Source organism: Pseudomonas sp. M5A4_2d, from assembly GCF_053345295.1.
The window spans coordinates 279922-301752 of sequence record NZ_JBKEZW010000002.1 but is presented as its reverse complement, the minus strand read 5'-3'; the positions used below and the strand labels follow the sequence as shown (position 1 = coordinate 301752).

General features: G+C 60.3%; 21 protein-coding genes. 18 read left to right on the top strand and 3 right to left on the bottom strand.

Annotated elements, in window-relative coordinates; genetic code table 11:
• The first annotated feature begins 24 nt into the window (after positions 1–24).
• From ilvA to ACLBW8_RS08340, 4 genes are read left to right on the top strand one after another with little or no spacing between them, the layout of a single operon-like run.
• The gene (ilvA, locus tag ACLBW8_RS08355) at positions 25–1539 is read left to right on the top strand and encodes a threonine ammonia-lyase, biosynthetic (RefSeq protein ID WP_053258525.1); all 1515 of its coding nucleotides are present in this window, start codon (positions 25–27) and stop codon (positions 1537–1539) included.
• A gap of 40 nt (positions 1540–1579) precedes the next feature.
• Positions 1580–1993 carry a DUF2269 family protein gene (locus ACLBW8_RS08350; RefSeq protein WP_447805147.1) on the top strand — a complete coding sequence of 138 codons (414 nt, stop codon included), beginning with the start codon at positions 1580–1582 and terminating at the stop codon, positions 1991–1993.
• A 9-nt stretch (positions 1994–2002) separates the two neighbouring features.
• Positions 2003–3253 (top strand): SDR family oxidoreductase, encoded by a 1251-nt coding sequence (locus tag ACLBW8_RS08345; protein ID WP_447805146.1) that lies wholly within the window; start codon positions 2003–2005, stop codon positions 3251–3253.
• Positions 3250–3717, top strand: a complete 468-nt coding sequence (locus ACLBW8_RS08340) for a DUF2269 family protein (protein ID WP_221295850.1) — start codon at positions 3250–3252, stop codon at positions 3715–3717. The genes ACLBW8_RS08345 and ACLBW8_RS08340 overlap by 4 nt, the downstream gene beginning before the upstream one ends.
• A gap of 114 nt (positions 3718–3831) precedes the next feature.
• Here the strand turns inward: ACLBW8_RS08340 and ACLBW8_RS08335 are convergent, their stop codons facing one another.
• On the bottom strand, positions 3832–4488 hold the full coding sequence (locus tag ACLBW8_RS08335; RefSeq protein WP_221295849.1) for a histidinol-phosphatase: 657 nt from the start codon (positions 4486–4488) through the stop codon (positions 3832–3834).
• Between the two features lie 143 nt (positions 4489–4631).
• Between ACLBW8_RS08335 and ACLBW8_RS08330 the strand changes: the two genes are divergently transcribed.
• Positions 4632–5111, top strand: coding sequence for an RNA pyrophosphohydrolase (locus ACLBW8_RS08330; RefSeq protein ID WP_003176750.1), 480 nt, complete (start codon positions 4632–4634; stop codon positions 5109–5111).
• Positions 5112–5133: 22 nt separating this feature from the next.
• Positions 5134–7413 (top strand): phosphoenolpyruvate--protein phosphotransferase, encoded by a 2280-nt coding sequence (ptsP, locus tag ACLBW8_RS08325; protein WP_064454588.1) that lies wholly within the window; start codon positions 5134–5136, stop codon positions 7411–7413.
• A gap of 100 nt (positions 7414–7513) precedes the next feature.
• Here the strand turns inward: ptsP and ACLBW8_RS08320 are convergent, their stop codons facing one another.
• Complete coding sequence (locus tag ACLBW8_RS08320) at positions 7514–8260, bottom strand: NRDE family protein (protein ID WP_447805145.1); 747 nt, start codon at positions 8258–8260, stop codon at positions 7514–7516.
• 212 nt (positions 8261–8472) lie between these two features.
• On the opposite strand from ACLBW8_RS08320, the gene lgt reads away from it, so the two are divergent.
• Positions 8473–9285, top strand: a complete 813-nt coding sequence (lgt, locus tag ACLBW8_RS08315) for a prolipoprotein diacylglyceryl transferase (RefSeq protein WP_447805144.1) — start codon at positions 8473–8475, stop codon at positions 9283–9285.
• A gap of 65 nt (positions 9286–9350) precedes the next feature.
• Positions 9351–10184 (top strand): thymidylate synthase, encoded by an 834-nt coding sequence (locus ACLBW8_RS08310; protein WP_053258517.1) that lies wholly within the window; start codon positions 9351–9353, stop codon positions 10182–10184.
• Positions 10185–10299: 115 nt separating this feature from the next.
• Here ACLBW8_RS08310 and cadR read toward each other — a convergent pair whose 3' ends face one another.
• On the bottom strand, positions 10300–10749 hold the full coding sequence (gene cadR / locus ACLBW8_RS08305) for a Cd(II)/Pb(II)-responsive transcriptional regulator (RefSeq protein ID WP_064454585.1): 450 nt from the start codon (positions 10747–10749) through the stop codon (positions 10300–10302).
• A gap of 84 nt (positions 10750–10833) precedes the next feature.
• Between cadR and ACLBW8_RS08300 the strand changes: the two genes are divergently transcribed.
• The 10 genes from ACLBW8_RS08300 to ACLBW8_RS08255 all read left to right on the top strand — a co-directional run bounded on the left by ACLBW8_RS08300 (position 10834) and on the right by ACLBW8_RS08255 (position 21792).
• Positions 10834–13122 (top strand): heavy metal translocating P-type ATPase, encoded by a 2289-nt coding sequence (locus ACLBW8_RS08300; RefSeq protein ID WP_447805143.1) that lies wholly within the window; start codon positions 10834–10836, stop codon positions 13120–13122.
• A 16-nt stretch (positions 13123–13138) separates the two neighbouring features.
• Positions 13139–14002, top strand: a complete 864-nt coding sequence (locus tag ACLBW8_RS08295; RefSeq protein ID WP_064454583.1) for a LysR family transcriptional regulator — start codon at positions 13139–13141, stop codon at positions 14000–14002.
• A gap of 247 nt (positions 14003–14249) precedes the next feature.
• Positions 14250–15314 (top strand): putative 2-aminoethylphosphonate ABC transporter ATP-binding protein, encoded by a 1065-nt coding sequence (locus ACLBW8_RS08290; RefSeq protein ID WP_064454582.1) that lies wholly within the window; start codon positions 14250–14252, stop codon positions 15312–15314.
• A 1-nt stretch (position 15315) separates the two neighbouring features.
• Complete coding sequence (locus ACLBW8_RS08285) at positions 15316–17040, top strand: putative 2-aminoethylphosphonate ABC transporter permease subunit (protein WP_447805142.1); 1725 nt, start codon at positions 15316–15318, stop codon at positions 17038–17040.
• A 19-nt stretch (positions 17041–17059) separates the two neighbouring features.
• Positions 17060–18085 (top strand): putative 2-aminoethylphosphonate ABC transporter substrate-binding protein, encoded by a 1026-nt coding sequence (locus ACLBW8_RS08280; protein WP_064454580.1) that lies wholly within the window; start codon positions 17060–17062, stop codon positions 18083–18085.
• A gap of 118 nt (positions 18086–18203) precedes the next feature.
• A complete protein-coding gene (locus ACLBW8_RS08275) occupies positions 18204–19337 on the top strand; it encodes a TIGR03364 family FAD-dependent oxidoreductase (protein ID WP_447805141.1) in 1134 nt (377 codons plus the stop codon).
• The gene (locus ACLBW8_RS08270) at positions 19337–19897 is read left to right on the top strand and encodes a phosphonate degradation HD-domain oxygenase (RefSeq protein WP_447805316.1); all 561 of its coding nucleotides are present in this window, start codon (positions 19337–19339) and stop codon (positions 19895–19897) included. The genes ACLBW8_RS08275 and ACLBW8_RS08270 overlap by 1 nt, the downstream gene beginning before the upstream one ends.
• 97 nt (positions 19898–19994) lie before the next feature.
• A complete protein-coding gene (locus tag ACLBW8_RS08265) occupies positions 19995–20525 on the top strand; it encodes a hypothetical protein (protein WP_447805140.1) in 531 nt (176 codons plus the stop codon).
• 107 nt (positions 20526–20632) lie between these two features.
• On the top strand, positions 20633–21223 hold the full coding sequence (locus tag ACLBW8_RS08260; RefSeq protein ID WP_447805139.1) for a hypothetical protein: 591 nt from the start codon (positions 20633–20635) through the stop codon (positions 21221–21223).
• Positions 21211–21792 carry a hypothetical protein gene (locus ACLBW8_RS08255; protein WP_447805138.1) on the top strand — a complete coding sequence of 194 codons (582 nt, stop codon included), beginning with the start codon at positions 21211–21213 and terminating at the stop codon, positions 21790–21792. Before ACLBW8_RS08260 ends, ACLBW8_RS08255 begins: the two co-directional genes overlap by 13 nt.
• Positions 21793–21831: the final 39 nt, after the last annotated feature.

Genomic DNA, 21831 nt, shown 5'->3' with positions numbered 1-21831 from the left:
CAACCCGCTCAGTGATGCCTGCCGATGCTTGAACAGTACGTCAAAAAGATCCTCACCTCGCGCGTTTACGACGTTGCCGTAGAAACCCCATTGCAGACCGCTCGCCAGCTCTCCGAGCGGCTGGGCAACAAGGTCTGGCTCAAGCGTGAAGACTTGCAGCCGGTGTTCTCGTTCAAGATTCGCGGCGCCTACAACAAGCTGACCCAACTGAGCGCCGAAGAACGCGCGCGCGGCGTGGTCACCGCTTCTGCGGGCAACCACGCCCAGGGCCTGGCCCTGGCGGCCAAGGTGCTGGGGGTCAAGGCCACCATCGTGATGCCCAAGACCACGCCGGAGATCAAGGTCGAAGGCGTGCGTTCGCGTGGCGGCAAAGTGGTGCTGCACGGTGATTCCTTCCCGGAAGCCCTGGCCTACTCGCTGAAACTGGTCGACGAAAAAGGCTACGTTTACATTCACCCTTACGATGATCCACACACCATTGCCGGGCAGGGCACCGTGGCGATGGAAATCCTGCGCCAGCACCCGGGGCCTCTGGACGCGATTTTTGTGCCGGTGGGCGGCGGCGGGCTGATCGCCGGTATCGCGGCGTACGTGAAATACCTGCGCCCGGAGATCAAGATCATCGGCGTCGAGCCGGACGACTCCAACTGCCTGCAAGCCGCCATGGCCGCGGGCGAGCGCGTGATCTTGCCGACCGTCGGCATTTTTGCCGATGGCGTGGCGGTGGCGCAGATCGGCCAGCACACGTTCGACATCTGCAAAGACTATGTGGATGAAGTGATTACCGTCAGCACCGATGAAATCTGTGCGGCGATCAAGGATATCTACGACGACACCCGCTCCATCACTGAGCCGGCGGGTGCATTGGGTGTGGCGGGGATCAAGAAGTACGTGGAGACCCGTGGCGTGACCGGGCAAACCCTGGTGGCCATCGACTCCGGCGCCAACGTCAACTTCGACCGCCTGCGTCACGTAGCCGAGCGCGCCGAGCTGGGTGAAGGCCGCGAAGCCATCATCGCCGTGACCATCCCCGAGAAGCCGGGGAGCTTCAAGGCGTTCTGCGAAGCGGTGGGCAAGCGCCAGATCACCGAATTCAATTACCGCTACCACTCCGGGCGTGAGGCGCACATCTTCGTCGGCGTGCAGACGCACCCCGAAAACGACCCGCGCAGCGCGTTGATCGCCAGCCTGACCAGCCAGGGCTTCCCGGTGCTGGACCTGACCGAGAACGAACTGGCCAAGTTGCACATCCGCCATATGGTCGGCGGCCACGCGGCTAAAGTCAGCGATGAACTGGTGTTTCGTTTCGAATTCCCGGAGCGCCCGGGCGCGCTGTTCAACTTTCTTAACAAATTGGGTGGGCGCTGGAACATCTCGATGTTCCACTATCGCAACCACGGCGCGGCCGACGGCCGTGTGGTCGCAGGCCTGCAAGTACCGGCAGACGAGCGTCACCTGGTGCCGGCCGCGTTGGCACAAATCGGCTACCCGTATTGGGATGAAAGCGAAAACCCGGCTTACCAGCTGTTCCTCGGTTGAGCGACTACGCTGACTGAGCGGCCTATAAGGAATCGAGACCATGGAAACGCTGACCACCCTCAAGGTTATCCACATCACCGCCACCGTGTTGCTGCTGCTCAGCGGCCTCGGCCTGGCGGTACTGGCCTGGCGTAAACGCAGCGCCGGCCCGGCCGCTACCGTGCAACGCCCTTGGGTGTTCGTGTGGTTGTTGATGGGGATAAGCCTTGTCAGCATGCCGTTTACCGGCTGGTGGCTGGTGCACCTGATCGGCTGGCCGCTGGGGCAAACCTGGATTCTGGGTTCCAGCATCCTCTACACCGTGGCAGCGCTGGCCTGGTTCTGGCTGGTGGCACGGCTTAATCGCCTGCGCAAAGGCGAAGGCGGCAACCTGAATTTCACCCTGGTGCTGGCGGTAGTCAGCCTGGTGGGGTTTGTGGCAATTGCCGGTTTGATGGGCGCCAAACCGGTTTAAAGGATCTTCATGAACGTTCTTTTGGTCGGCGCCACAGGGTTTGTAGGCGGCCACCTGTTGCGTGCCTTGCAGCAAGCGGGGCACCGCGTGATCGCGACGTGTCGCGAGCCTCGCAGTCAGAATGGGCCGGGGGTAGAGTGGCGGTCGCTGGATTTGAGCCGGTTGGCGATCGACCCCGAGTGCTTTGTTTTTCCTGAATCTGTTGATTTATTGATCAATGCGGCGGGCCTGCTGAGCGTGGATGCAGCGCAGTTGAGCCGTGTCCAGGATCAGGGCGCCCGCGTGCTGTTTGATCTGGCGGCCCGGCGCGGTGTGCGGGTGTTGCAGATTTCTGCCCTGGGGGCCTCGGCGCACTCCGATGTGCCGTTCCTGGCCAGCAAAGGCTCGGCGGATGATTATCTGCTAAGCCTGGGCAAAACGAGTGTCGTGCTGCGGCCTTCATTGGTGGTGGGCGCAGGCGGCGCCAGCAGTGCGTGGTTGGCCGGGCTTTCGCCTTGGCCGTTGATTCCGTTGCTGGACCTCAACGCCCACCTGCAACCCGTGCACATCGATGACGTGGTCGGTGCGGTGCTGGCGCTGCTGCGGCAGTGGCCGGCCGAATCAATGGTGCTCCCGTTGGTGGGCCCTGAGCCGATGCGGCTGTCCGAAGTCGTTGACCACTTGCGTGCCGCCCAGGGCTGGGGCGCGGGCCGATACGTGCAAGTGCCGTTGCTGGGGTGGGGCGGTTGGCTGGGAGACCGCCTGGGTTGGCGGGCGTTGAATCGACAAAGTATCGCGCTGGCGCAACAGGACAATGTGGCCGACCCCGAGGTGCTGGCCTCGGTGTGCGGCTATACAGCCGCGCCGCTGGCCTCGCGGCTGCGGGATTGGCCGACGGCAACAGTGAGTAGTCAACGCACTGTCCGCCCGCTGATGCTGGCGGTGATGGTGCTGATCTGGCTGGGCACCGCAGTGGTCTGCCTTGGCCCGGGTTATGACTGGGGCCTGCGCATCCTGGCCGAGGCGGGCGTGCAAGGCGCTTGGGCGACGTTGGCCGTGATCGCCGGGGCCGTGTGTGATGGCCTGTTGGGCTTGGGGTTACTGGTCACGCGTTGGCGCAGGCAGACACTGATCCTGCAATTGTTGTTGATGGCCGGGTATACCGTGGTTATCAGCATAATCCTGCCCCATTACTGGTTTGATCCCTACGCGGCCGTCGCCAAAAACCTGGTACTCATGGTGGCTACTCTTTGGCTTCTTTGGACTGAACCCCGGCGATGAGCGCTTACCTGCTGCTGAAAACCCTGCATATCCTGTCGTCGACCATTCTGTTCGGGTTGGGCGCAGGCTCGGCTTACTACGCCTTGCGCGCTTGGCGCAGTGGCAAGGTTGAAGTGATCGCCGTGACCTTCAAGCACCTGGTGTTCGCCGACTGGGCGTTTACCGCGACCACGGCGGTGCTCCAGCCCTTGAGCGGGGTCGGCTTGATGCATTTGGCGGGTTGGTCGATGCAGCAGAGCTGGCTGCAATGGACCGTCGGCCTGTATTGCCTGGCGGGGATTTGCTGGCTGCCGGTGGTGTGGTTGCAGATTCGTGTGCACAAGATGGCGGAGCAGGCGTTGCGCGACGGCACGGCGATGCCGATCAAGGCGACAACCTATATGCGTTGGTGGTTTGGCCTGGGCTGGCCGGCGTTTCTGGCGTTTGTGGCGATTTTTTACTTGATGGTGGCTAAGCCGATGTAAGGCTTGGGACCGAGTCGACTTCATTCGCGAGCAAGCCCGCGCCCACATTCGAGCCGGTTCCTTCAGAGGGAGCGCGGTCACAATGTGGGAGCGGGCTTGCTCGCGAAGGCGTTATCAGCCGCGCAGGCTAATCACCGGCCAGCCACGCTTCTCGGCCTCAGCCCGAAGATTCGGGTCCGGGTCCACCGCCACCGGGTGGGTCACCTGCTCCAGCAACGGCAAGTCATTCATCGAATCGCTGTAGAAGTAGCTGTCTTGCAGGCTATGCCCGGTTTCTTCCAGCCAACGATTCAAGCGCGTCACCTTGCCCTCGCGAAAGCACGGCACATCGGTGCTGCGCCCGGTGTAGCGGCCATTTTCCATCTCGCACTCGGTGGCGATCAGGGTTTCAACCCCCAGGCGCGCGGCAATCGGTGCGGTGACGAAGCGGTTGGTCGCGGTGATGATCACCAGCTTGTCGCCGGCGGCACGGTGCTTGGCCAGCAGTTCCACGGCCTGCGGCAGCATGATCGGCTCGATGCAGTCACGCATATAGTCGTTGTGCCATTCGTCCAGCTGGGCCATCTCGGTGCGGCCGAGGATTTCCAGGCAGAAGTTAAGGTAAGCGGCGTTATCCAGCTTGCCGGCCAGGTAATCCTGGTAAAACTCATCGTTGCGCGCCTTGTAGGCCACCGCGTCGAGAATTCCGCGTTCGCAGAGGTAATCGCCCCAGGCGTGATCGCTGTCACCGCCCAGAAGCGTGTTGTCCAAGTCGAATAAAGCCAGGCGCATTGCAGTTACTCGCTGAAAAGTCTGTAAAAAGGCGTCCAGAATACGGTCTTTTCACAAGAGTGCACATAAGGTAAGAAGCCTCGTTGCCGCTGGATCAACCTTTGTGGAACAATGCGGCGACATGCGTTTGCGAGGTTGTTGCCGTGATCGACCCCGATGGTTTCCGTCCTAATGTCGGGATTATTCTTACGAATGATGCCGGACAGGTGCTATGGGCTCGCCGAATCAACCAAGATGCCTGGCAGTTTCCTCAAGGCGGAATCAACCCCGACGAAACCCCTGAAGACGCCTTGTACCGTGAGTTGAATGAAGAAGTCGGCCTTGAGCGCGAAGATGTGCAAATTCTGGCCTGTACTCGCGGCTGGTTGCGCTATCGTTTGCCGCAACGCCTGGTGCGTACGCACAGCCAACCGCTGTGCATCGGCCAGAAGCAGAAATGGTTTCTCCTGCGCCTGATCTCCAACGAGCAGCGGGTGCGGATGGATTTGACCGGTAAACCGGAGTTCGATGGCTGGCGCTGGGTCAGCTATTGGTACCCGTTGGGCCAGGTGGTGACATTCAAGCGCGAGGTTTATCGTCGCGCTCTCAAAGAGCTTGCCCCGCGCCTTTTAGCGCGCGACTGACGACGGAGTTCGACCCCGAGCCATGCTCAATACGCTGCGCAAGATCGTCCAGGAAGTTAACTCCGCCAAGGATCTCAAGGCGGCGTTGGGGATTATTGTGTTGCGCGTCAAGGAAGCCATGGGCAGCCAGGTCTGCTCGGTTTACCTGCTGGACCCCGAGACCAACCGTTTTGTGCTGATGGCCACGGAGGGCTTGAACAAGCGCTCCATCGGCAAAGTCAGCATGGCGCCCAATGAAGGTCTGGTGGGCCTGGTGGGGACGCGTGAAGAACCCCTCAACCTCGAAAACGCGGCCGATCACCCGCGTTACCGCTACTTTGCCGAAACCGGTGAAGAGCGTTACGCCTCGTTCCTCGGCGCACCGATCATTCACCACCGCCGCGTTGTCGGCGTGTTGGTCATTCAGCAAAAAGAACGCCGCCAGTTCGACGAGGGTGAAGAAGCCTTCCTCGTGACCATGAGTGCGCAGTTGGCCGGGGTTATCGCCCATGCCGAAGCCACCGGCTCGATTCGCGGCCTGGGTCGCCAGGGCAAGGGCATCCAGGAAGCCAAGTTCGTCGGCGTACCGGGTTCGCCGGGCGCTGCCGTCGGCACCGCGGTGGTTATGCTGCCACCGGCCGACCTCGATGTGGTGCCGGACAAGACCGTCAACGACATTGACGCTGAAATCAAACTGTTCAAGACCGCCCTGGAAGGCGTGCGCGCGGATATGCGCAACCTGTCGACCAAGCTGGCTACACAATTGCGCCCCGAAGAGCGCGCGCTGTTCGACGTGTACCAGATGATGCTCGACGACGCGTCGCTGGGTAATGAAGTCAAAACCGTGATCAAGACCGGCCAGTGGGCCCAGGGCGCGTTGCGCCAGGTGGTCACCGATCACGTCAACCGTTTCGAACTGATGGACGACGCCTACCTGCGCGAGCGCGCCTCGGATGTGCGTGACCTGGGTCGCCGTCTGCTGGCCTACCTGCAGGAAGACCGCACCACCAACCTGGTCTACCCCGACAACACCATTTTGATCAGTGAAGAACTGACCGCCACGATGCTCGGCGAAGTGCCGGAAGGCAAACTGGTGGGCCTGGTCTCGGTATTGGGTTCGGGTAACTCCCACGTCGCGATCCTGGCTCGGGCCATGGGCATCCCGACGGTGATGGGCCTGGTGGACCTGCCGTATTCCAAGGTCGACGGCATCGACATGATCGTCGATGGGCATCGCGGTGAAGTCTTTACCAACCCCAGCGAGCTGTTGCGCAAGCAATACGCCGAAGTGGTGGAAGAAGAGAAACAGCTGGCGCTGGGCCTCGATTCGCTGCGCGAGCTGCCGTGCGTGACCCTCGACGGCCACCGCGTGCCGTTGCTGGTAAACACCGGCCTGCTCGCCGATGTGGCCCGCGCACAACAACGTGGCGCCGAAGGGGTCGGGCTGTACCGCACCGAAGTGCCGTTCATGATCAACCAGCGTTTCCCGAGTGAAAAGGAGCAGCTCGCGATCTATCGCGAGCAACTGTCCGCCTTCCACCCGTTACCGGTGACGATGCGCAGCCTGGACATCGGCGGCGATAAGTCACTGTCCTATTTCCCGATCAAGGAAGACAACCCCTTCCTTGGCTGGCGCGGCATTCGTGTAACCCTTGATCACCCTGAAATTTTCCTCGTCCAGACCCGCGCCATGCTCAAGGCCAGCGAAGGCCTGAACAACCTGCGCATTCTGTTGCCGATGATCTCCGGCACCCATGAGCTGGAAGAAGCACTGCACCTGATCCACCGTGCCTGGGGCGAAGTACGCGACGAAGGCGCCGACGTACCGATGCCGCCGATTGGCGTGATGATCGAAATCCCGGCGGCGGTGTACCAGGCTAAAGAACTGGCGCGGCAAGTGGACTTCCTCTCGGTCGGTTCCAACGACCTGACCCAATACCTGCTGGCCGTGGACCGCAACAACCCACGGGTGGCCGACCTCTACGACTACCTGCACCCGGCGGTACTGCAAGCCTTGCAGCACGTGGTGCGCGACGCCCATGCCGAAGGCAAGCCGGTGAGCATTTGCGGTGAAATGGCCGGCGACCCGGCGGCAGCGGTGCTGCTGATGGCGATGGGCTTTGACAGCCTGTCGATGAACGCCACCAACTTGCCGAAGGTGAAGTGGTTGCTGCGCCAGGTAAACCTGAGCATGGCCAAGGAGTTGCTGGCTGAGTTGATGACCATCGACAACCCGCAAGTTATCCACAGCTCGCTTCAACTGGCGCTGAAGAATTTGGGGCTGACGCGGATGATCAACCCGGCCTCGGCAAAAACGCTCTAAATCGAGGTGCGGCCATCGCGGGCAAGCCCGGCTCCCACAGAAGAATGCATTGCAACTGTGGGAGCTGGCTTGCCTGCGATGGCGTCAGCGCCAAGCGCCATCAAATATTGAGTTCTACCTCGCCCAGCCGGCCACCATGTGGCCCGAAACTGCGCTCCACCATCCGCCGCGTGCCGTCGGCATTCACAATCAACGCCGTACTTGCCCGCGTCCCATAACTGGGGCTGGCGATAAACACGCTCGACAACAAACTCTCCGTCGCCAACCCCACGCCGGTATCCGGCAAGTCGGCAAACGGCGCGGTCTGCGGGTCGCTCAATATCCCCAGCAAGGCTTGCGGGTCGGGGTTCTCCAGCAACTCACTCAGCGCCGCCTTGGCCTTGATCAACTTCGGCCACGGCGTATCCAGCCCGGCATTGGATAAGCCATAAACCCCCGCCTTCAACTGCGTCGGTTCGGTCTCATTGGCGTTGTAATGCCACAGCTCATCGCGTGTGCCCACCAATAGATTAAAACCGGCATATTCAATCGAACGGCCGTTAACGTCGGTCAAATACTGATCAATGGGCAGCGAACCGCTTAAAAAACGTGCCACCAACTCTCCGCGCGACGTACGCGCCGGTGGCTGGTGCGGATCGCGGATATTGGTCAGGGCGGCAAAACGCCCGTCGGCGTTGACCCCAAGCCAAGTGCCACCCGCTTCCTGGTCGCGGCCGGCATAGATGTCAGGCGCATCGGGCCATTGGCCCAGCGGCAGACTGGGCCGGGCGTAGAATTCATCACGGTTGGCCGCGACGATCAGCGGCTGGGCGTGGCCCGGCCGCCAGGCGAAAACGATCAGGCACATAAGGCGTTTCCTTTGTGTTTTGCCCACTCTACCCACACAAGGGCGGGCGTTCCATCGTATCGAAGTTGGGTCGCACGCCTTCCATCCGTTAACATGCCAGGCTGTTCCGTGTGTGCGAACTTCTTAATTTGAAATTGCGGCTATAACGCAGGCTTAATCGCACACCGGCATGGTCCGGTGCGCCATGACTAATGATTTAACGAGGAGTCGCAATGCTGCCTTACCCGCAGATCGACCCGGTGGCCTTGGCCATCGGTCCGCTGAAAATCCACTGGTACGGGTTGATGTACCTGATCGGCATCGGCGGTGCCTGGCTGCTGGCTTCCCGGCGCCTGAACCGTTTCGACCCCACCTGGACCAAGGAGAAACTCTCCGACATGGTGTTCTGGATGTCGATGGGGGTGATTGTCGGCGGACGCCTCGGGTATGTGCTGTTCTACGATCTGCCGGCCTACATCGCCAACCCGACGCTGATTTTCGAAGTGTGGAAGGGCGGCATGGCATTCCACGGCGGCTTTGTCGGCGTAATGATCGCTGCCTGGTGGTTCGGTCGTCGCAACGGCAAGTCATTCTTCCAGCTGATGGACTTCGTCGCGCCGTTCGTGCCGATTGGCCTGGGCGCCGGGCGTATCGGTAACTTCATCAACGCCGAGTTGTGGGGCAAGCCGAGCGACGTGCCGTGGGCCATGGTGTTCCCGCCGTTCAGCGACCCGGCGCAATTGCCGCGCCACCCGTCGCAGCTCTACCAGTTCGCCCTGGAAGGTGTGGCACTGTTCCTCATTCTGTACATCTTCTCGCGCAAGCCACGTCCAACCATGGCCGTGTCGGGGATGTTCGCGTTGTTCTACGGGATCTTCCGTTTCATCGTCGAGTTCGTGCGCGTGCCGGATGCACAACTGGGCTACCTGGCGTGGGGCTGGCTGACCATGGGCCAGATCCTCAGCATACCGATGATCCTGGCGGGCCTGGGCCTGCTGTGGTGGGCTTACAACCGTCCGCAGCCTATCAAGAACGCCACGCTTTAAATTCGAATGCCGAGGCTCTTCCGTGAAGGATGAGCCTCCTCGGCTTCAACGATACGGGTAATAACATGAAGCAATATCTCGAACTACTGAACGACGTCGTGACCAATGGATTGACCAAGGGCGATCGCACCGGCACCGGCACCAAAGCCGTATTTGCCCGTCAGTATCGGCATAACTTGGCCGACGGCTTCCCGCTGCTGACCACCAAGAAGCTTCATTTCAAAAGTATCGCCAACGAGTTGATCTGGATGTTGAGCGGCAACACCAACATCAAATGGCTCAACGAAAATGGCGTGAAAATCTGGGACGAGTGGGCCACCGAAGACGGCGACCTGGGCCCGGTGTACGGCGAGCAGTGGACCGCCTGGCCGACCAAGGACGGCGGCAAGATCAACCAGATCGACTACATGGTTCACACCCTCAAAACCAACCCGAACAGCCGCCGCATCCTGTTTCATGGCTGGAATGTCGAGTACCTGCCGGACGAAACCAAGAGCCCGCAGGAAAACGCGCGCAACGGCAAGCAAGCCTTGCCGCCGTGCCACCTGCTTTACCAGGCGTTCGTGCATGACGGTCATCTGTCGATGCAGTTGTATATCCGCAGTTCCGACGTCTTCCTCGGCCTGCCGTACAACACGGCCGCGTTGGCCTTGCTGACCCACATGCTGGCCCAGCAATGCGACTTGATCCCTCACGAGATCATCGTCACCACCGGCGACACCCATGCTTACAGCAACCACATGGAACAGATCCGCACCCAGCTGGCACGTACGCCGAAAAAGCTGCCGGAACTGGTGATCAAGCGCAAACCTGCGTCGATCTATGACTACAAGTTTGAAGACTTTGAAATTGTTGGCTACGACGCCGACCCGAGCATCAAGGCCGACGTGGCTATCTGATTACTGTGGGAGCGGGCTTGCTCGCGAAAACGGTGTGTCAGTCGCTGGAAATATCGACTGATCTACCGCATTCGCGAGCAAGCCCGCTCCCACATTTGATCCGTGTTGACTTGATTCAGTGCCCGTGGCTTCTGCCCACATGCGAAGGCTCAGCCTCGCTGGCCGCCACACTCCCGCTGACTTCCAGCCGCTGCAAAATCCCGCACTGATCCAGATCCGGCCCACCGCCGCATCGTTGGCGCAGGTCCAGCAATTGCACCTGCAATGCGAGCAGCCCATCGATCCGTGCCTTTACGTGGTGGATATGCTCGTCAATCAACGCATTCACGCTTTCGCACTGGTCCCGTGGGCTGTCGCGTAGCCCCAGCAGGCTGCGGATTTCCTCGAGCGTCATGTCCAGGCTGCGGCAATTGCGGATAAAGATCAGCCGTTCGGTGTGCGCCTGGGTGTACACGCGGTAATTGGCGTCGGTGCGCGCCGGCGGCGGCAGCAGGCCTTCTTTCTCGTAATACCGGATGGTTTCCACCTGACAGTCGGTCAGTTTGGCCAATTCGCCGATCTTCATCGCAGCAATCTCCAAATGGGTGCTTGACCCTATAGTGGCTACAGGGTCTTTACTTGGCAACAGGCACCTTACGGACGCGACGAAATGAGCGACTCCATCCACACCCCCAAAAAGCACGATCACCCGCATGATCATGATCATAAGCACGATCATGACCACGATCACGGCGCCAAACTGACGCCCGTCAAAAAGCACGACCACGCCAGCCATGGCGACTCCTGCTGTGCAAGCAAGGCCGCGCCTGCCGTGGTGACGCTGAGCGAAGCGCTGACCGCCGGCTCGCGCCTGAGCACCTTTCGCATCGAAGCCATGGACTGCCCTACCGAGCAGACGCTGATCCAGAACAAACTGGGCAAGCTCGCGGGTGTGCAGCAGCTGGAATTCAACCTGATCAACCGCATTCTCGGCGTCACCCATGACTTGCCGAGCACGGCGCCGATCATCGATGCCATCAAGTCCCTCGGTATGCAAGCCGATCCTATTGAAGAGGGCACCCCGGCCGCTGCGCCGCCGGCCAAGAAACACTGGTGGCCGCTTGCAGTCTCCGGTGTCGGCGCGTTGGGTGCCGAGGTGCTGCATTTCACTGGTGTTGCACCGACCTGGGTGATTGCTTTGGTGGCGTTGGTGTCGATCCTCAGCGGCGGCCTCACCACCTACAAAAAGGGCTGGATCGCGCTTAAAAACCTTAACTTGAACATCAACGCGCTGATGAGCATCGCGGTGACGGGCGCGATCCTGATCGGTCAGTGGCCTGAAGCAGCGATGGTGATGTTCCTGTTTACGGTGGCCGAGTTGATCGAAGCCAAGTCCCTGGACCGTGCGCGCAATGCCATCAGCGGCTTGATGCAGATGACCCCGGAACAGGCCACGGTGCAACAGGCTGACGGCTCATGGTTGGAACAAGAGGTCAAAAGCATCGATCTTGGCGCCATCGTACGAGTAAAGCCCGGCGAGCGCATTGGCCTGGACGGCGAAGTCACCGCCGGCCAATCCACCATCGACCAGGCACCGATCACCGGTGAAAGCCTGCCGATTGAAAAGACTGTGGGCGATAAAGTCTTCGCCGGCACCATCAACCAAGCCGGTTCCCTGGAGTACAAGGTCACCGCGGCGGCGAACAATTCCACCCTGGCGCGCATCATTCACGCCGTCGAGCAAGCCCAAGGCGCGCGGGCACCGACCCAGCGTTTTGTCGACAGCTTCGCCAAGGTCTACACCCCGGCAGTGTTCCTGTTTGCCTTGGGCGTGGCGGTGATTCCACCGCTGTTCATGGCTGGCGTCTGGTTCGACTGGATCTATCGCGCGCTGGTCCTGCTGGTGGTTGCCTGCCCTTGCGCCTTGGTGATCTCCACCCCGGTGACCATCGTCAGCGGCCTGGCGGCGGCGGCGCGCAAAGGCATCCTGATCAAGGGTGGCGTGTACCTGGAAGGCGGTTACAAGCTCGATTACCTGGCCCTCGACAAGACCGGCACCATTACCCACGGTAAACCGGTGCAAACCGACTATGTGCCGCTGTTCCCCAATGTCGCAGACAGCGCACCGGCGCTGGCGGCCAGCTTGGCCGGGCGTTCCGACCACCCGGTGTCGCTGGCGATTGCCAACGCAGCTGTGGATAAAAACCTGCCGAGCCACGTTGTGGATAACTTTGAGGCCCTGGCCGGTCGCGGTGTACGCGGCGACATCAACGGCGAAACCTACCACCTGGGCAACCATCGCCTGGTGGAAGACTTGGGCCTGTGCTCGCCTGAGCTGGAAGAAAAGCTCTTCGCCTTGGAAAAACAAGGCAAGTCGGTGGTGCTGTTGCTCGACAAATCCGGCCCGCTGGCGCTGTTCGCCGTGGCCGACACCGTCAAAGACAGCAGCCGCGAAGCCATCCAGCAGTTGCACGAACTGGGCATCAAGACCTTGATGCTCACCGGCGACAACACCCACACCGCCCAGGCGATTGCGGCTCAGGTCGGCATCGACCAGGCCCAGGGCGACCTGCTGCCCACCGACAAACTGCAAGCCATCGAAACCCTCTACGGCCAGGGCCGCCGGGTGGGCATGGTCGGTGACGGCATCAACGACGCCCCGGCCCTGGCGCGCGCCGAGATCGGTTTTGCCATGGTCGCAGCCGGCACCGACACCGCGATTGAAACCGCTGACGTGGCGCTGATGGACGATGATTTGCGCAAGATCCCGGCTTTCATTCGGCTCTCCAGGCAAACGTCGAGTATCCTCAAGCAGAACATCGCCCTGGCGTTGGTGATCAAGGCGATCTTCCTCGCGGTCACTTTCCTCGGCATGGCCACCATGTGGATGGCGGTGTTCGCCGACATGGGCGTGAGCCTGCTGGTAGTGTTCAATGGCCTGCGCCTGTTGCGCAAATAGACGATGAGAGGGTGGCGTGCTGAGTGCCGAGTTGAAGGCGTTTTTTATGGTCGCCCGCCTGGGCAGCATTACCCAGGCGGCGAAAAAACTCGGCCTGAGCCAGCCCACCGTCACCACCCAGATTCGTAACCTGGAAAGCCAATACGGCGTTGAACTGTTCTACCGAGGCGGCCGCCGCCTCACCGTCAGCGATGAAGGTGCGCGGCTGCTGCCAATGGTCAAGACGCTGTTGCAGCAGGAAGCCGATATCGAGTTTTTCCTGCGCAACAGCGGCCAGGTCCAGGGTGCCTTGAGGATTGCCGCGACAGCGCCGTATTACATTCTCGACCTGGTCAAAGCCTTTCGTGAGCGCCTGCCCCACGTGGAGGTGTCGGTGGAAATCGGCAACTCCCAGCAGGTGCTCGAAGCGTTGGATGATTACCGCGTCGATGTCGCCGCATCCTCGCAACTGCTGGAAGACCCTCGTCTGATCCGTCGCGTACTCGGCACCGATCCTTTGGTGCTGGCGGTGCATCGCAATCACCCTCTGGCCACCCTCGATCATGTACCGCTCAGTGCGTTGGCCGGGCACACGCTGTTGATGCGTGAGGCGGGTTCCACCACGCGCAGGTTGACCGAAGAAATGTTACAAGGCGCGGGTGTGAGTTACGGACCACTGCTGGAAATCGGCAGCCGTGAGTCGATTCGCGAGGCCGTGCTGCGCAATATCGGTATCAGTATCATCGCCCGCCAGGAAGTGCCCCATGACCCGCAGTTGCGCGTGCTGACCATCGAGAATGCGCCGCAGATTCCTGAGTATTTGTACTGCCTCAAGGAAAGAAAAGGGGCTCGCCTGCCTGCTGCGTTTCTCGGGTTGGCGCAGGAAATGTCGCCGCTCTGAAATAGGTTTGGTGGCCTTTGGATCGCCATCGCAGGCAAGCCAGCTCCCACCTTCGACCGAGTTCCAACATGAGAATGCGGTCAAAATGTGGAGCGGGCTTGCCCGCGATGGCGTCCTCCCAGACAACTCATTCCTCAAGTCCTACACAAATCCACCAATACCACTATCACTCCCTTTTGCCTTCCTGCCACACCAAGGACGCATTGTCTCCCTAGCATGGCCTTCATCAGTTTGATGAGGTGCCTCCATGAACACAGCCCTGACCAACCCCGGTGCGCCGATGAAGGTGCGCGGTATCCAGAAACGCTTCGGCGCCTTTACTGCGCTGGACAATGTGTCGCTGGACGTCGCGGCCGGTGAGCTGGTGTGCCTGCTGGGCCCGTCCGGTTGCGGCAAGACCACTTTGCTGCGTTGCATCGCCGGTCTGGAACGCCAGGACAGCGGCGAGCTTTACCTTGGCCAACGGGATGTTTCCTTGCTGCCACCTCAGGCGCGGGACTATGGGATATTGTTCCAGTCCTACGCGCTGTTTCCCAACCTGACCGTCGAAGCGAATATCGGCTACGGCCTCACCGGCAGCGGCCGCGATGAAGTGCGCAAGCGTGTCGGCCAGATGCTCGAGCTGGTTGGCCTGCTGGGCAGCGAAAAGAAATACCCCGGCCAACTATCTGGCGGCCAACAACAACGCGTCGCCCTGGCCCGTGCCCTGGCGCCAGCACCCTCCTTGCTGCTGTTGGACGAACCGATGTCGGCGCTCGACGCCCGTGTCCGCGAGCACTTGTGCACCGAGTTGCGCCAACTGCAACGGCGCCTGGGGATCACCACCCTGATGGTCACCCATAACCAGGACGAAGCCATGTTGATGGCCGACCGCATCGCCGTGATGAACAACGGCAAGGTCGAGCAATACGCCACGCCCCAGGAAATCTACGACCGACCGGCCACGCCGTTCGTGGCAGAGTTCGTCGGCCAGGGCAACTGGCTGCCGTTCAGTCGCAACAGCGACAGCCATGCCCAGGTCGGCGGTATGAACATGCGCCTGGACGATAACGCCAGCAAGGCCAAGTCCGGCCGCTTGTTCTGTCGCCCGGAAGCCATCAGCGTGAACCCGCCGGTACATGAAGAAAACCTGTTCCCGGCGAAGGTCCGCGAGATCACCTTTCTCGGTAACCGCTGCCGCATGAGCTTTGAACTGGAACAATTGCCTGGCCACCCGTTGCTGGCCGAACTGGCCCCCGAAGCCATGCCGCGCCTCGGCGTCCAGGACATCTGGGTGGCCTTGCCGCCACGCAGCCTGCAGGTGTTTGCCTGAGATGGCCGCTGATATGACGCTGCCGATACCCGACAACCTGGCTCGTCAGGTTTCCCGCGCCGAACTGGGCGACCGCATTTTTGTGCTCGGCGGCAAAGTGCTCTGGTTGTGCCTGTTGGGCGTGGCGGTACTGATGCCATTACTGGCGATCTTCTGGCGTGGCTTCAGCAGTGAAGCCGGGCAGGGCGGTGGGTGGGTCGCGGCGCGCGAGCTGGTCACCAGCGACAACTTCCACTGGCTGCTGGGCAATAGCTTGAAGGTTTCCCTCAGCGTGGCGGCCATCGTCGTACCGTTGGCCTACCTGTTTGCTTACGCATTGCAGCGCACGCTGATCCCCGGCAAGGCCATCTGGCGTGGCATATCACTGCTGCCGCTGATGGCGCCGTCCATGCTGCCGGGGATTGCGCTGGTGTATCTGTTCGGCAACCAGGGCATATTGCGCGGGCTGCTTTCGGAGAATATCTACGGTTTCTGGGGCATTGTTCTCGGCGAAGTGATCTACACCTTCCCACACGCTTTGATGATTCTGCTGTCGGCACTCTCGCTGGCAGATGCGCGTTTGTTCGACGCGGCGTCAAGTATGGGCGCAAGTCCTGCCCGGGCGTTTCGCAGCATCACCTGGCCGGCCACGCGCCAGGCCGTATTCGCTGCGTTTTGCCTGGTATTCACCCTGACCATCACCGACTTCGGCGTGCCCGTGGTGGTCGGCGGCGATTATCAGGTGCTGGCGCTGGAGGCCTACAAAGCGGTGGTCGGCCAGCAGCAGTTCGGTCGCGGTGCTTTGATCGGCATGGTATTGCTGCTGCCGGCGCTGTTCAGCTTTGGGGTCGACGCCTGGTTGCGCCGTCGTCATGGCGACTCCATGAGTGGCCGTGCCCAGGTGTTCCAACCAGCGCCATCGCCGCAGCGCGATGGGTGCTACCTGGCCATTGTGCTGCTGATCTGCGCCGTGTTGCTGCTGGTGTTCGGCATGGCGGTGTATTCCTCACTGGTGAAGTTCTGGCCGTACAACCTGTCGCTGTCGCTCAACCACTACCAATTCGAAGACACGGCCGGTGGCGGTTGGCTGGCCTATCGCAACAGCCTGACCCTGGCCCTGTGCACGGCGCTGATCGGTAGCGTGTTGATCTTCACCGGCGCCTACCTGATGGAAAAGACCAAGGGCCAGAAAGGCCTGAACTTGGTGCTGCGCATGCTCAGCTTTGTGCCGATGGCCGTGCCGGGCCTGGTGCTCGGCCTGGGCTACGTGTTCTTTTTCAACCTCAACGGCAACCCGCTGCATGTGTTCTACGGAACCATGACCCTGCTGGTGGTGTGCACCATTGCGCACTATTTGACCACTGCACAGATGACCGCGACCACGGCGCTGCGTCAGCTGGACGCCGAGTTTGAAGCCGCCGCGCTGTCGCTCAAGGCGCCGCTGTACCGCCACTATTTGCGCGTCACCGTACCGATCTGCCTGCCGGCGTTGCTGGACATCGTGCGCTACCTGTTTGTGTCGGCGATGACCACCGTGTCCGCCGCGATCTTCCTCTACAGCCCCGACACCCTTCTTGCCGCCGTCGCCGTATTGAACATGGACGATGCCGGCAACGTGGGCGGCGCTGCGGCCATGTCCACCCTGATCCTGTTCACCTCAGGCAGCGTCTCGCTGCTGCTGGCGTGGGCTTCACGTGGCGCATTGCGCCGTTCCCAAGCCTGGCGTCAGACCGCGCCCGGCCAATAATCCCTGAAGGAGGTGTTCCATGTTCAAGCCCCTGGCTCTGGCCGCTGCTCTACTCAGCGCATTCAGCCTGAATGCCTTTGCCGCCAAAACCGAGTTGACGGTGTACACGGCCCTCGAAGCCGAGCAGTTGAAGACCTATAAACAGGCTTTCGAAAAGGCCAACCCGGACGTCGAGATCAAATGGGTACGCGACTCCACCGGCATCATCACCGCCAAGCTGCTGGCCGAGAAAGATCGCCCGCAAGCCGACGTGGTGTGGGGCCTGGCCGCGTCGAGCCTGGCGATCCTCGACCAGCAAGGCATGCTGGCTAACTACGCGCCCAAGGATTTGGACAAGATCGGTAAGCACTACCGCGACGCCGCCAACCCACCGGCCTGGGTCGGCATGGACGTGTGGGCTGCGACCATCTGCTTCAACACTGTCGAAGCCGAGAAGCAAGGCCTGACCAAGCCGGTGAGCTGGCAAGACCTGACCAAGCCTGAGTACAAGGGCAAGATCGTGATGCCGAACCCGGCGTCGTCCGGCACCGGCTTCCTGGACGTGAGTGCCTGGCTGCAGACCTTTGGCGAGAAACAGGGCTGGCAGTACATGGACGACCTGCACCAGAACATCGGTCAGTACGTTCACTCCGGGTCCAAGCCGTGCAAGCTGGCGGCTTCCGGTGAATTCCCGATTGGCATTTCCTTCGAATACCCGGCCGTCCAACTGAAACGCCAGGGCGCGCCGCTGGATATCATCCTGCCCAAGGAAGGCCTGGGCTGGGACATTGAAGCGACGGCCGTGATCAAGGGCACCGCTCACGCCGAGGCGGCTAAAAAGCTCGCTGACTTCTCCGCCAGCACTGCGGCGATGGACCTGTACAAAGACAACTTCGCTGTCCTCGCCCAGCCTGGTATCGCCAAGCCGCAGACCGAATTGCCCGCTGACTACGAGCAACGCCTGATCAAGAACGACTTCGCCTGGGCCTCTAAAAACCGCGACAGCATCCTGACCGAATGGCGCAAGCGCTATGACGGCAAGTCGGAGAAGGTGGCGGGTCAGTAAGGTTTTCGTTAGGGCTGATGGCCCTGTCGCAGGCAAGCCAACTCCCACAGTTGGAATGCATTCCAATGTGGGAGCTGGCTTGCCTGCGATAGCGGTCCCAAATTCAGGACTTCACTCTATGACACAACACAGCGATCTGCTGATCATCGGCGCCGGCATCCTCGGCCTGTCCCACGCTTATGCGGCCGCCAGGCGCGGCCTCAAGGTCAAGGTGTTCGAGCGCAGCGCTACGCCGTTGGGCGCTTCGGTGCGTAACTTCGGCCAGGCGCTGGTCACCGGCCAACCACCGGGGCCGATGCTCGACCTGGCCCGTGAAAGTCGCGATATCTGGGCGCAATGGGCACAAGTGGCGGGTGTGCAGCTCAAGCGCAACGGCTCGTACCTGTTTGCCCGCACCGAAGCCGAAGAGCATCTGTTGGAAGCATTCCGCGCCGGTCGCGCCCAGGAACACGGCTACAACGTCGAGCTGCTGCAAGGCGCGGCGATGAAGGATCTATATGGCGGTCAGTTCCGTCATCACCGCGCAGCGCTGCATGGTAAAGACGATCAGCAGCTGTATTCCCGCGAGGCGATTCCGGCGCTGATCAACTACCTGAGCCAGCAATTGAGCGTGGAGTTTCATTTCTCCACCCTGGTGCGCGACGTTGAGCCCGGCCACGTGCACACCACGGCCGGCAGCTTTCGCGGCGAGCAGGTCATTGTGTGCTCCGGCCACGACTACCAAACCTTGCTGGCGGAACCGATCGCCGAACTCAACCCGAGTATTTGCCGCCTGCAAATGCTGCGTGCCCGGCCTGCGACCAACCTCAACCTGCAACACGCGTTGCTCACAGGCTTGAGTTGCGTGCATTACGGCGCCTTCGCCGACCTGCCCGAAGCCGCGCCGGTGCAGGCGCAGATCCTGCGTGAAGCACCACACTTGCATGAACACGGCATTCATCTGCTGATCAGCCCGACGCCCCATGGCGAGCTGATTATCGGCGACTCCCATGACTACGGCAGCGATGCGTCGCCGTTCAACGCCGAGCAGGTCGATGACTGGCTGATCGAGTTGGCCGAGCAAACGTTGGGCTGCAAGGTGCAAGTAGTGGAGCGCTGGCAAGGTGTTTACGGCTCACGCGGGCCCGCCCCGTTTTCATTCCTGCGTGCGGCACCCGGCGTGAGCGCGGCACTGATGCACACCGGCGTGGGCATGAGCGTGGGGCCGGCGATGGCCGAGCGAAATATCACAACCCTGTGGGGGGCGGCATGATGACCCCGGAACAGGCGATTACCGAAGTCTTTGGCGTGTACGAGCAGCACGGCACGGCGGATTACATCGGCGAACCGGTGTCGCAGCTCGAACATATGTCCCAAGCCGCGCAACAGGCGATGGCCGAGGGGTTTGATGATGAAGTGGTGCTGGCGGCGTTCTTCCACGATATCGGGCACCTGTGCGGCCAGGGTGGCGAAAACATGGGCGGTTATGGGGTGGTCAGTCATGAGCGGCTGGGCGCGGATTACTTGCGCCGCGCAGGCTTCAGTGAGCGCCTGGTCAAACTGGTGGAATACCACGTGCAAGCCAAGCGCTATCTGACCTTCAGCCAGCCGGACTATTACGCCCGCTTGAGCGAAGCCAGTCGCCGCACGTTGGGGTACCAGGGCGGCATGATGAGCGCCGAAGAAGCCCTGGCGTTTGAACAAGACCCGCTCTGCTCCGTGAGTTTGCGCATGCGTCACTGGGATGAGCAGGCCAAGCAAATGCACCGGCCAGTGGTGGATCTTGAGATGTTAAAGGTCAAGGCAAAACGCCTGCTTGAGTTTCCTTCATGAGATAGGCGCGATTCTCACTGAAGAGAGAGACGCCGCATCTGGAATCAATGTTGCGGGACTCAGTAAGGTGCTCCCTCTGAACAAGGGAGCAGGACTGATGCGTTATTTGAAAGTTGTCGTGAAGGACCAGAGTTCCAATGCACAGGCGGATACCGTGGAGCTTCTCTTTTTTCAACGAAATCCAAAGTTGCCGGATGAGTTGGTGCGTAAGGCGACAGCCGTTGATGTGTCGGCTGATGGGTTGGTCGATTATCAAATCACGGGAGACATTGATGGCAATGGTTTCTCGGGCCTGAAGGACAGGGAACTGCTCCAGCGCTTTGCTAACAGTGTATTGAAGCTGAGTTGGTTAAGCCGCCCCTCAATGCCGAACCGTTCGATCAACATCTTTGTGAGTCGCTTCGATGCTGCGGCCAATCCTGTGGAAGTCCGATTGGATCTGTATCAAAACGAGAAACCGATGATCAAGAAAGAGAAACTGGTGCTAAGCCTCATCGCGGATGACGCCAGCGGCAGGGGCGATATAGAGCTGGACGAGGAGGCGCTCTCTCCTGACCTGTTCGACACAGTGGATCGAGAGGCCCTGCAGTGCATGGTTGAATCGTATATGAAGTTTAACTGGCGTTAAGGGGCAACCGTTGTTGCACTTTCTTACGTTCGGCGTAGACGGTGTGAGCTGGAGGGGAGGCAAGTCTTGCGTTAGCGTAAAGGCCTATTCTTTTTTAGGAAAACCCCATGCGTTATTTAAAAGCCTTCGCTCAAGACCGCAGTGGAAATGGCAAAGCCGATACGGTCTTGATGCATTTTTACGAGCGCAGTTCCAACCAGCCGGATGACCTGATACACGAAGCCGTGGCAGTCGATATGAACGCCGATGGCATCACAGACTTTCAGTTCTCTGGGGGCAACAACGATGATAGCAACAGCACGGTTGCCGACACATTGTTGCTCAAAGCGTTCGCCGGTACGTTTCTAAAGTTGTGCTGGTTTAACAAAGGTGAACACTCACAGCGTGTATTGGTGCTGAAAGTCGCACATTACACCCCGGCAGGTGCGCCTAATGCGGTCGAGTTGGGGTTTTTCGACCGGGTAAGCCCTGTTCGAAAACCCACGCTCATTTTTCAGGCTGCGGGCTACGACGGCGATGGTAATGGGGTGCTGGAGTCCTTTACTCGAACCGATGTGAACAAAGACGGTATTGCGAATAATGCCGACAAGGAGCTGATCCGGTCGATGTGCACTGTTTTCCTGGCGTTCAAGTGGTATGACAAGGCTGATGCCGGGCTGAGTAAGCGCGGTCAAGGAGCTGACCCATGCGGTATTTAAAGGTGGTTGCTCAAGACAGTTTTGGCAGTGGCAAGCCGGATACGGTCTTGTTGCGATTTTGCGAGGCGGTTGCCGACCACCGAGAGGTCATCGTTAACAGTGCCTTCGCGTTCGACTTCATCGAGGACGGGCATATTGATTTTCGTTTGGGAGACGTCAACCACGACGGCGTGGAGAATGAACGTGATCGCGAATTATTGAACGCGTTCGGCAGCACGTATTTGAAACTTAACTGGTTTAACTGCGGGGCGGATACAACGCGTTTTATGCACGTCTATTCCGAGGACTTTTATAAAGATGGCACGCCTGATACCGTCCGCTTACAGCTGTACGAGGAGACGGGCATTACCACCAAGAAGACCTTGGTGATGTGGAACGCCGCTTATGATTTTGATAATGACGGTGCGCTGGAGTGGAATATTCACTTCGATATAAATAACGACGGCGTGATCAATGATGTCGACAAGGCGTTAGTTCAGAAACTTGCCGATATTTACTTGAAATTCAACTGGCATAGACCGGACGGCATGCCCAGGTTTATGGCAGGCCCTAAGTTTACTGTTGAGTGAATTCATCAAGACAGGGGGCTGCACTATTTAAACCTCGTT

What these genes read in the sequence shown, in the direction of transcription:
- ilvA (WP_053258525.1), top strand. Translation starts at nt 25, where the DNA reads ATGCTTGAACAGTACGTCAAAAAGATCCTCACCTCGCGCGTTTACGAC.
- ACLBW8_RS08350 (WP_447805147.1), top strand. Translation starts at nt 1,580, where the DNA reads ATGGAAACGCTGACCACCCTCAAGGTTATCCACATCACCGCCACCGTG.
- ACLBW8_RS08345 (WP_447805146.1), top strand. Translation starts at nt 2,003, where the DNA reads ATGAACGTTCTTTTGGTCGGCGCCACAGGGTTTGTAGGCGGCCACCTG.
- ACLBW8_RS08340 (WP_221295850.1), top strand. Translation starts at nt 3,250, where the DNA reads ATGAGCGCTTACCTGCTGCTGAAAACCCTGCATATCCTGTCGTCGACC.
- ACLBW8_RS08335 (WP_221295849.1), bottom strand. Translation starts at nt 4,488, where the DNA reads ATGCGCCTGGCTTTATTCGACTTGGACAACACGCTTCTGGGCGGTGAC.
- ptsP (WP_064454588.1), top strand. Translation starts at nt 5,134, where the DNA reads ATGCTCAATACGCTGCGCAAGATCGTCCAGGAAGTTAACTCCGCCAAG.
- ACLBW8_RS08320 (WP_447805145.1), bottom strand. Translation starts at nt 8,260, where the DNA reads ATGTGCCTGATCGTTTTCGCCTGGCGGCCGGGCCACGCCCAGCCGCTG.
- lgt (WP_447805144.1), top strand. Translation starts at nt 8,473, where the DNA reads ATGCTGCCTTACCCGCAGATCGACCCGGTGGCCTTGGCCATCGGTCCG.
- ACLBW8_RS08310 (WP_053258517.1), top strand. Translation starts at nt 9,351, where the DNA reads ATGAAGCAATATCTCGAACTACTGAACGACGTCGTGACCAATGGATTG.
- cadR (WP_064454585.1), bottom strand. Translation starts at nt 10,749, where the DNA reads ATGAAGATCGGCGAATTGGCCAAACTGACCGACTGTCAGGTGGAAACC.
- ACLBW8_RS08300 (WP_447805143.1), top strand. Translation starts at nt 10,834, where the DNA reads ATGAGCGACTCCATCCACACCCCCAAAAAGCACGATCACCCGCATGAT.
- ACLBW8_RS08290 (WP_064454582.1), top strand. Translation starts at nt 14,250, where the DNA reads ATGAACACAGCCCTGACCAACCCCGGTGCGCCGATGAAGGTGCGCGGT.
- ACLBW8_RS08285 (WP_447805142.1), top strand. Translation starts at nt 15,316, where the DNA reads ATGGCCGCTGATATGACGCTGCCGATACCCGACAACCTGGCTCGTCAG.
- ACLBW8_RS08280 (WP_064454580.1), top strand. Translation starts at nt 17,060, where the DNA reads ATGTTCAAGCCCCTGGCTCTGGCCGCTGCTCTACTCAGCGCATTCAGC.
- ACLBW8_RS08275 (WP_447805141.1), top strand. Translation starts at nt 18,204, where the DNA reads ATGACACAACACAGCGATCTGCTGATCATCGGCGCCGGCATCCTCGGC.
- ACLBW8_RS08270 (WP_447805316.1), top strand. Translation starts at nt 19,337, where the DNA reads ATGACCCCGGAACAGGCGATTACCGAAGTCTTTGGCGTGTACGAGCAG.
- ACLBW8_RS08265 (WP_447805140.1), top strand. Translation starts at nt 19,995, where the DNA reads ATGCGTTATTTGAAAGTTGTCGTGAAGGACCAGAGTTCCAATGCACAG.
- ACLBW8_RS08260 (WP_447805139.1), top strand. Translation starts at nt 20,633, where the DNA reads ATGCGTTATTTAAAAGCCTTCGCTCAAGACCGCAGTGGAAATGGCAAA.
- ACLBW8_RS08255 (WP_447805138.1), top strand. Translation starts at nt 21,211, where the DNA reads ATGCGGTATTTAAAGGTGGTTGCTCAAGACAGTTTTGGCAGTGGCAAG.